The sequence below is a fragment of the Pseudovibrio sp. POLY-S9 genome, assembly GCF_001431305.1.
Lineage (GTDB): Bacteria > Pseudomonadota > Alphaproteobacteria > Rhizobiales > Stappiaceae > Pseudovibrio.
On record NZ_LCWX01000248.1, the window covers coordinates 1 to 9721 of the forward strand.

8 protein-coding genes are annotated in these 9721 nt (G+C 52.3%); 2 read left to right on the top strand and 6 right to left on the bottom strand.

Annotated elements, in window-relative coordinates; translation table 11 throughout:
- Positions 1-307 precede the first annotated feature (307 nt).
- Both PPL9_RS28230 and PPL9_RS28235 read left to right on the top strand, forming a co-directional pair.
- Positions 308-1480 carry an aminotransferase gene (locus PPL9_RS28230; RefSeq protein WP_057465846.1) on the top strand — a complete coding sequence of 391 codons (1173 nt, stop codon included), beginning with the start codon at positions 308-310 and terminating at the stop codon, positions 1478-1480.
- 219 nt (positions 1481-1699) lie between these two features.
- The gene (locus tag PPL9_RS28235; protein ID WP_057465847.1) at positions 1700-2722 is read left to right on the top strand and encodes an asparaginase; all 1023 of its coding nucleotides are present in this window, start codon (positions 1700-1702) and stop codon (positions 2720-2722) included.
- Positions 2723-2760: 38 nt separating this feature from the next.
- On the opposite strand, the gene PPL9_RS28240 is transcribed toward PPL9_RS28235, so the two are convergent.
- The 6 genes from PPL9_RS28240 to scpA form a co-directional block, all read right to left on the bottom strand.
- Positions 2761-4131 (bottom strand): TIGR03808 family TAT-translocated repetitive protein, encoded by a 1371-nt coding sequence (locus PPL9_RS28240; RefSeq protein ID WP_057465848.1) that lies wholly within the window; start codon positions 4129-4131, stop codon positions 2761-2763.
- Positions 4132-4150: 19 nt separating this feature from the next.
- Positions 4151-5149: a methylmalonyl Co-A mutase-associated GTPase MeaB gene (gene meaB / locus PPL9_RS28245; RefSeq protein ID WP_057465849.1), complete on the bottom strand. Its 999-nt coding sequence runs from the start codon at positions 5147-5149 to the stop codon at positions 4151-4153.
- Positions 5150-5291: 142 nt separating this feature from the next.
- Positions 5292-5612: a heavy metal-binding domain-containing protein gene (locus PPL9_RS28250; RefSeq protein ID WP_057465850.1), complete on the bottom strand. Its 321-nt coding sequence runs from the start codon at positions 5610-5612 to the stop codon at positions 5292-5294.
- A 157-nt stretch (positions 5613-5769) separates the two neighbouring features.
- A complete protein-coding gene (locus tag PPL9_RS28255) occupies positions 5770-6531 on the bottom strand; it encodes a potassium channel family protein (protein ID WP_082597152.1) in 762 nt (253 codons plus the stop codon).
- 150 nt (positions 6532-6681) lie between these two features.
- Entirely contained in the window at positions 6682-7533 is an 852-nt protein-coding gene (locus PPL9_RS28260; RefSeq protein WP_057465851.1) for an SDR family NAD(P)-dependent oxidoreductase, read from the bottom strand.
- A 304-nt stretch (positions 7534-7837) separates the two neighbouring features.
- Positions 7838-9721, bottom strand: a 1884-nt coding sequence (scpA, locus tag PPL9_RS28265; RefSeq protein WP_244273497.1) for a methylmalonyl-CoA mutase, incomplete at its 5' end; no start/stop codon positions are given.

Here is a 9721-nt window from a genome sequence, read left to right on the forward strand (position 1 = left end):
TAGCCAATGCTGAAGAAACATTTTTAAACAAGTAGCGCAGGTATTGCCTACCGCCTTGCTCATCCCGACTTCCGGGAACTCTGGTTCAACACTGCATGAGGGGTCATGTGGTGCTACAGGTGCTTCTGCATTTCCAAAGCGTATCGTTGAAACCTGAGAAACGGTTTGAGCACAAAAATCCGCAATAGATGAAACCGCTTTATGTGGAAATACGCAGGAAATGCATCTAATGCAGACTTTGCAGGATGCCGCCTAATCGTTAGCTTGTCGTCCTGCGAAGAAGCGTGTCAGGCAAGGAGCACCCCGGATGAAACCGACAAACTCAGTATTTACCGGAATAGAAACAACGGTATTTGAGCGCATGTCGCGTCTGGCAATGGAGCATCAGGCCATCAATCTGGGGCAGGGCTTTCCGGATGTAGACGGCCCGCAGGATGTGAGACAGGTTGCTGCTGACACCTTGATGGAAGGACCTAACCAGTACCCGCCTATGTTGGGCGTCCCGGCGTTGCGACAGGCCGTTGCGGACAACAACAAGCGCTTCTATGATCTGGATGTAGATTGGCAGAGCGAAGTACTCGTCACCTCAGGCGCCACTGAAGCGCTGGCAGACAGCATCTGTGCGCTGGTTGAGCCAGGTGATGAAGTCATCCTGATTGAGCCGCTTTACGACTGCTATCTCTCGTTGGTCAAACGGGCAGGCGCCACCCCGGTCTTCGTGCAGGTAACACCGCCAAACTGGGAGCTGCGCGAAGAGACACTGCGCCAGGCGTTCTCCAGCAAAACAAAGGCCATTCTGCTCAACAACCCAATGAACCCAAGCGCAAAGGTCTTCTCCACGCAGGAACTACAACTCATTGCAAACCTGTGCCTGGAGTTTGATTGTTATGCGATCTGCGATGAAGTCTACGAGCACATCGTCTTTTCCGACGACAAGCACAAACCACTCATGACCCTTCCGGGGATGCGTGATCGCTGCATCCGCATCAGCTCTGCGGGCAAAACGTTTTCACTGACAGGCTGGAAAGTCGGCTACATCACAGCCGCTCCAAACCTGTTGGAACCAATTGCCAAAGCGCACCAGTTCATCACCTTCACCACACCGCCAAACCTGCAAAAAGCAGTCGCCTACGGCCTGAGCAAAGAAGATGACTATTACACCTCGTTGGAAGACGACCTGAGAGCAAAGCGTGACCTGATCTCCAAACCACTGGAAGACATGGGCTTTAAGGTGCTGCCGTGCGAAGGTACCTACTTTGTCACCTGCGACTTCTCCTCACTTGGCTTCAAAGGCAATGACGTGGAGTTCTGCCAGAAAATGGTGGAACAGGCAGGCGTTGCTGCCGTTCCGATCTCAGCATTTTACGGTACCAAAGGCCCGCAAACCTTCGTCCGGTTCTGTTTCTGCAAAAAAGATGAAGTCCTGCAAGAAGCTCTGGGCCGTTTGCGCGTCTGGATGGGAGAACTGGCGGTTTCATAAGAGCTCGCGCCAAACTGAAGACGCTGCTTCACTAATAAGCAGTTCTGGCTTTTGGGAAACCGCGTAAAAATAAAGACAAATTCGCAAAAGTAGCTCTGCGCTCAAAAATAGAGTATGCAGACGACAACAAACCGGAGCTGCTTGGTCAGGCAAGGACGACTGACAGCCTTCCGCAAATAATCAATTAGCCTGTAATCCAACCCTTGGAAGTTTGAGTGAATGGATAATCCCGTACTCGTTGAAGTGACACGTGGCACCACTGTCGAGAGCCGTCACCGTGGTTCAATCGCTATTGTTGATGCCGATGGTAAGCTGGCATTCAGCGCAGGTGACGTGGAGCAGGGCATCTTTGCGCGCTCCGCAATCAAAGCTCTTCAGGCAATTCCAATGGTGGAATCCGGCGCGGCTGAAGCTCTTGATTTTGACGATGCTGAACTGGCACTGGCCTGCGCCTCCCATAACGGCGAAGAGACCCATGCCAACTCCGCACGTATCATGCTCTTCAAAGCAGGCCTGACAGAAGAAGACCTGCTGTGTGGCCCGCAATGGCCAAAGCACATGGATGATTGCGTCGGCCTTGTGAAGACCGATGACAGCCCATGCCAGCTGCACAACAACTGTTCTGGCAAGCATGCCGGTTTCCTGGCCATGGCCAAGACCCTCGGCATTCCAACCGAAAACTACATCGATTTTGATCACCCTGTTCAGATGGAAATCCGCAACGTTCTGGAACAGATGAGCGGTGGTATTCTGGCACGTGATGTATGTGGCACAGATGGGTGCTCCATCCCGACCTACGCCATGGACCAGCAGAAAACAGCGCTGGCCTTCGCTCGTTTCGCAACAGGTGTTGGTCTTGACCCGGTCCGCGCCAGTGCAGCAGAAACGCTCTACGAGGCGTGCGTCAACGAGCCATACATGGTCGCAGGTAAAAACCGCTTCTGTACCGAGATCATGGACATCTTCAAAGGCCGCGTCTTCGTGAAAGTGGGTGCAGAAGGTGTCTTCTGTGCAGCCCTGCCAGAACTAGGCTTCGGCGTAACGCTGAAATGTGAAGACGGCTCCGTACGAGGTGCAGAAGTGATGATGGCATCCACCATCAGATCGCTTCTGGATATTTCCGATGATGAGGAAAAAGGCCTGAACGCCTGGGAACACCAGCAACTGAAGAACCGCCGCGATGTTCTCGTTGGCGAAGTGCGCCCCGTTGCAGACTTCAAGCGTCTGTTGAACGCCATGTGATGATGTAGGGCTGGAAGTCCACTTCCTGCCGTCTCCACCTAAGCTGCACTGACAAGATTGTCTGTCACGCGAATGAAGTGTGGCAGATCCTCCGTTGAAATCGCCAGATCCTCGCTCACCTGCTCATCCCACTTGAAGCCAGCGATATTCACGGGGCAGCCCGCAATGATATTCTGGGAAATAAGCGCACTCTGCTTGTCAGCCGCAAAGCTGACGGCAATGCCCACAGGGGCTGAGCGCACACTATTCTGAGCTGCAATAAGGTTCCGCATATACGGTCCCCAACCCAGATTGATGCCAATGATCCGTGCATCCTCGATAACATTGCCAGTCACACTAGTGTCCGCCTCAACCGCAATACCAACCCCAAAGGTAGGATTGTCCTTCTCATAAGGCCCCGTGCCGGTGATGTCCCGAAGTACATTGTTGGAGCACACGGCAAGACGTCCACCTTCACGGAAGTTGGTAATGGAAATCCCGTTAGCCGCTGTTTCAATCAGGTTATTGCTGACAATAGCGCCCTGAAAACCGAACTCGACAAACAAAGCCACCTCGCCAGAACGATGGCAGGTGTTTCCAAGCACTTGAACATTAGACGCAGCATTGGCTCTGATTGCTGAGAACTTGCAGTCACTCACCTTGTTGTTGGAGATGGTGACATTATCCGCCCTAAACACATTGATGCCATTGCCATTCTGGCCGGTCCCACCATTTAGTGCCGCGATGTTGGAGATTTGGTTGCCCGCAATGATCGAGCCATCATGCCCTTCTGACCACCGATGCACCAGAATACCGCCATTGCCACAATCAGAAACGATATTCCCCTCAATCCGAAGTGCACTAGCATTGTAGCTGAGCAGAGCAACATCTCCGATTGCGTGTATGTGGTTATCAATAACAGAGCCTGAACACTGCTCCAGCACCAGACCAGACTTGCTGCTCTTGGTTATCTCGCAGGAGCTGAGATCAAGCCGTTCACACTGAGAAAACCACAGCAGCGCTGAAGCCTCTTCAGAAAGAGAGAGGGCATTGCCATCAAAAATAAGATCGCTCAGGCAAATACGATCACCCTGAATACCCTGCAGAAGAGGGCCATTTCCATTAAGCACCAGGCGTGTATGTCCGGGCACGCCGCGCAAGCTCAGCCCACTGGGCAGAGAGAGGTTTGAACAGAAGAAATTGCCCGCACCAAGCTGAAGGATCTGCCCTTGCGCTGCGGTCTCATTCATTGCGGCTTGCAGCGCATCAGAGACATCTTGCTGCAAAGGAGGTGCAGGAAACTCCGCGATCACCGGTCTCAAAGGCGTTGCCGCCTGCGCGTCCTGAGCAGCCACAAGCGTTCCAGCTCCGGCAATGACACCAGCACCAAGCAGGGCACGACGTGAAAGTCTCTCTGGATCCTCAGTCATCTTGTCCCCCAACGCTGGTTTAAATGCCGAACAAGCTCGCCAGCTTACTCGCCGCAGCCGTTGCTGGCAGATTGCCGGATTTCACCGCGCTTTCAACATCAGGCAGCGCCGCTTGAATGTCCGGGTTCGCCTTCAAAGCCGCCTGAAGCTTCTCGTTCAGCAAGCCCCACATCCATGCAAGTTGTTGCTCCGCACGTTTGCTGTCCCAGTCACCACTCGCCTGCATCCGTTCTTTGAAGATGCCGAGCTGTCCCCACACCTCATCAAGGCCCTCATTGGCAAGGCCGGAAACCGTCAGAACAGGGGGAGACCAGTGCTTGGAACGTGGCGCAAGAATATTGAGGGCGGCACGATACTCAGATGCCGCAGACCGCGCCCGCAGCAGCCCGTCACCTTCTGCCTTGTTCACGGCAATAAGGTCGGCAATCTCGAGCACGCCTTTCTTGATCCCCTGCAGCTCATCCCCAGCACCCGGCAGCATCAGCACGAGAAAGAAATCAACCATCTGCGCAACGGTCGTCTCGGACTGCCCGATGCCCACAGTCTCAACCAGGATCACATCAAACCCAGCCGCCTCACACAAAAGCATGCTCTCGCGGGTTTTGGCAGCAACACCACCAAGTGTGCCGGCTGAAGGAGAAGGACGGATGAAGGCATTACGATCTATAGCCAACTGCGCCATGCGGGTCTTATCACCCAAAATGGAGCCGCCAGTTCGCGTTGAAGAGGGATCAACAGCCAGCACGGCCACTTTGTGTCCGGCTGCTGTGAGATTGGAGCCAAAGGTGTCAATGGTGGTGGACTTGCCAACGCCCGGAACGCCAGTGATGCCAATGCGGAATGCATTTCCGGTGGAGCCCATCACCTTGGTCAGCAGCGCTTCGGCTTGCTCACGATGCGCTGGCTTCTTGGATTCAACAAGCGTTATGCCACGAGCAAGCGCAGCACGCTGCCCATTCAGCAACCGCTCGGCAAGATCATCAATGTTGTCTCTGGAAGAAGCGAGGCGTGCATTCATTCAAATAAATCCGGTCAGAAGAATCTCTCCTGCCAACCTTGAACAGATGACGCCTCTTTGCAAGTCAGCGACTTGGAGAAGTTGTGGGGCAGAGCAGAACCCTGCGCCAGTTCTTCAGGAAGGATACGCAAAGAAAAACGCGTTAGCGGTAGGTGACAGCAGTACCGGTTGCGGTCACCATCAGCATAGAACCGTTGCTGCCAACAGTCTCATAATCGATGTCGATGCCAATCACAGCATTTGCGCCATAGCGAGCCGCTTCCTCAGTCATCTCATGCAGCGCAATCTGACGGGCTTTCTTCAACTCCCCCTCATAGGCGCCGGAACGACCACCGACGATATCGCGAATACCGGCAAACAGGTCCTTAAAGACGTTCGCACCCAGAATTGCTTCACCATGAACAATTCCCTTGTAGTCGGAAATCTCTTTGCCATCGAGAGTGTTAGTGGTCGTAGTAAGCATATGTCATCCTCAAATCCGTGCCATGGCCCTCAGCCAGACACACATCAATCCGTTCAATCAAAACCAACAAGCTATGATCGAAGTGCCCGAGCCCATGAAACGTATGGGCGCTTATCTCATGTAGGAAAGGATCTTACAAAATCCAGTGGTAGCCAAATTAGTCTGGGACGTGAACTCTCTTTTGCTTGCTTACCTCACGTCTCATCTCGGTCAATTCAGCGTGAAGCGCGTCAAGTTTTGCCTCCAGAACTTGTAAATCTTTGTTGCCCGCGTCTTCGCTCTCATTGACGAAGAGATTAGCAACGATTGTACCTGTCAAGGAGGCAAACATACCAACACCAACAGTCATCAAAAAAGCTGCGATCACACGACCTACGGGTGAAACAGGAAAGAAATCTCCATAGCCCACTGTTGTGATGGTAACGAATGCCCACCAGATGGCATCTCTCAGACTGAGAATATTTGCACCTTCCATGTTTTTCTCTACTTGGAGAATAGCAACTGCAGCAAGGATGACCATCAGGATGGAACTGATGAACACAAGAGTAAGAATGCTGTTTGTTCTCTTGTTAAAGATGTGCCGTACAATGGTATGGGAAGCACGGATTGCGCGAATTATTCTGAAGAGCCTGATAATGCGTCCGTATCGTAGAGGGTCTACCAATGGGATGCTCGAAATGAGGTCGATCCAGCCCCATTTCATAAAATCGCCTTTCCTTTCTGCCTTTATGAAACGGACAAGAAAATCAATGAAGAAGACACCGCAAATTACAGTATCTGCGTAAATCAGTAGAATAATGGTATCCGCGTCAAGCTGCATTGCTTCCTGGATAAGCAGTGCAGCGATTACATATATTGACAGTACGACAATAAACAAATCAAAAAGATGAGGTGCCGTTTGCAAGGAACGCTGGTTCATTACAGAAAATACCTAAAGTTAAATTTCAACGCTATCCCATTGGAATTGAAAAAATCATTCCGACAGATCTGGTGCTAATATTTCCTACTCAACATCGAGGTTTATGCAATTAATAGTTGCTGGTGTCTACAATGCACCAGCTATCAAAGACTACCTGATCTTCCCAGCTTTCTGGAAACTGGCAAACTTTTCGCAATAGTCTGGATGCCAACGTGAAAGAGCTGGACGGTTTTCGATAATATCACCAGCTGCCCAGGCGATCCGTAGCTTGTCGGTGTTGGAGTCTACAGCGTTATCAGGGCACAGAATGTAAAAGTCACCCTCAGCCATACGCTGGAAGAAGTAGTCAACCGTTTGCTCGCTGGTCCACGCATCCTTCGGCTTATCTGGATATTGGGCCATGTTTATACCCGTGTGAGTAAAGCCTGGTACAAAGAGATGTACTGAAATAGGCGCATTAGCCTCTCTGTGCTCATGGCAAAGCTGTTCACTTATGACTTTTATGCCTGCCTTGGTCGTGTTGTAGGCAGGATTGCCGGGAGGTGTCGTGATCCCTTGTTTCGAGCCTGTGTTGATCACAACAGACGGGCGGTTTGCGTCCACCATGCGCGGCAGGAAAGCATGAACGCCGTGGATTACACCAAACAGATTGACCGAGATGAGCTTCCGCCAGTTCTCCATCTCACCCCAGCTTGAAGATGGAATTTCAATCCCGGCGTTGTTCATAAGAACGGCCACATCACCAGCTTCAAAGGCTTTGTCGGCCAAGGCTTTCACCTGGCTCTCATCAGAGACATCTGTAGGAACGCCAAACACGCTCGCAGAACTGGAAGCAACAGCGCGAACATCTTTTACAGCTTCCTCAAGTCGGGAGCCGGGCAGATCTGCAAGAACTACACCTAACCCCTGTTGAGCAAACCGAAGGGCAGATGCTTTGCCGACACCACTTGCTGCACCAGTAACGACCGCTAAACCACCGAGTTCAAGAGCTTCTTTAAACATTGTTGTTCGCCTCATGACTGGAAGTTCTATTATGGAAGGAGACCTGCTCTTTCTACCTCACCTGTATGAGCTTTATTCATTAAGGGTTCATTGCACACAGATCGCACGCATCTGACAGCCGGTCTGTCACGACCATCTGGCGCAGCAGAAGATAACGAATTTTGGGGGAGGTGTTCGGGCAAAGCTGACTTGCCTATCCACCGATAGGGTTCAGCGATGTTGAAGAGCCTGAAGGCGAGAACAAAAGTCTCGCCTTCAGGCTTAGCTATAAATGGTCATCAACTGCGGGAGTGCCTATCGGCGCTCACTCTGCCGCTTGCTGAGGCTCGTAGCCCAGCTTGCCGTTGAGTTCGTGGATGAGCCCTTCGGCGGCCTCGGAGATTACAGTCCCCGGAGGGAAGATCGCTGAGGCACCAGACGCATAGAGTTCATCATAATCTTGCGGAGGCACAACGCCGCCCACAACAATCATGATGTCCTCGCGTCCCTCATCAGCCAGTGCTTTCTTCAAAGCAGGGACGAGGGTGAGGTGACCTGCGGCAAGGGAGGAAACGCCAACGATATGTACGTCGTTTTCAACCGCCTGACGGGCTGCTTCTTCAGGTGTGGCGAACAAGGGGCCGATATCTACATCAAAGCCAAGGTCAGCAAAGGCAGAGGCGATCACCTTCTGCCCACGGTCATGACCATCCTGTCCCATCTTGGCAACAAGAATACGCGGGCGGCGACCGTCATTTTCTTCAAACGCCTCAACCAGCTGCTCAATTTTGGAGATGCTCTCAGACATTTCACCAACCTCGCGCTTATAAACGCCAGCAATGGATTTGATTTCCGCTTTATGGCGACCAAACGCATTTTCCATTGCCAGAGACATTTCGCCAACAGAAGCTTTTACACGCGCAGCCTTTACGCAAAGGTCAAGAAAATTGCCTTCGCCAGAGCGAGCTGCATCCTCAAGAGCCTTAAGCGCGGCCTGAGTTTCCTCTTCGTTGCGCTCTTCACGCAAACGCTTCAACTTCTCAATCTGCTTGGCGCGAACCTCTTCATTGTCCACTTTCAGAACTTCAAGTTCTTCTTCGCGGTCAGGGCGGAACTTGTTCACACCCACAACAGTCTGATGACCACTGTCGATACGGGCCTGCGTTTTTGCAGCAGCTTCCTCAATGCGAAGCTTCGGAATGCCTTTCTCAATGGCTTTCGCCATACCGCCAAGGCTTTCAATCTCTTCAATGTGCTTCAGTGCTTTGGAAGCCAGATCAGCGGTCAAGCGCTCAACATAGTAGGAGCCACCCCATGGATCGATGGTCTTGGTAGTACCGCTTTCCTGCTGCAGGAACAGCTGAGTGTTACGGGCAATCCGAGCAGAAAAGTCCGTCGGCAGCGCCAAAGCTTCATCCAAAGCGTTGGTATGCAGAGACTGCGTATGTCCCTGTGTTGCTGCCATAGCTTCAACGGTGGTGCGGATGACGTTGTTGAACACATCCTGTGCCGTCAAAGACCAGCCGGAGGTCTGCGAGTGTGTCCGCAGCGACAGGCTCTTCGGGTTCTTCGGCTGGAAGTTCTCCTGCATCAGCTTCGCCCAGATCAGACGTGCTGCACGCAGTTTGGCAACTTCCATGAAGAAGTTCATACCAATCGCCCAGAAGAAGGACAGGCGAGGGGCAAAAGCATCAATATCCATGCCCGCAGCTACACCAGCGCGGGCATATTCAATGCCATCCGCAATGGTAAAGGCCAGCTCCAGATCAGCCGTCGCACCCGCTTCCTGCATGTGATAACCGGAAATGGAGATCGAGTTGAATTTCGGCATATTTTCCGATGTATAGGCAAAAATATCGGAGATGATGCGCATGGAAGGCACGGGCGGATAAATATAGGTATTCCGCACCATGAACTCTTTCAGAATATCATTCTGAATGGTCCCGGAAAGTTTCTCAGAAGGCACGCCTTGCTCTTCGGCAGCCACCACGTAAAGCGCCATAACGGGCAGAACCGCACCGTTCATGGTCATGGACACACTCATCTTGTCCAGTGGAATGCCGGAAAAGAGCGTGCGCATGTCATAGATGGAGTCAATGGCAACACCCGCCATGCCCACATCACCGGCAACGCGTGGGTGATCACTGTCATACCCGCGGTGGGTTGCCAGATCGAACGCAATGGAAAGGCCTTTTTGCCCGGCTGCCAG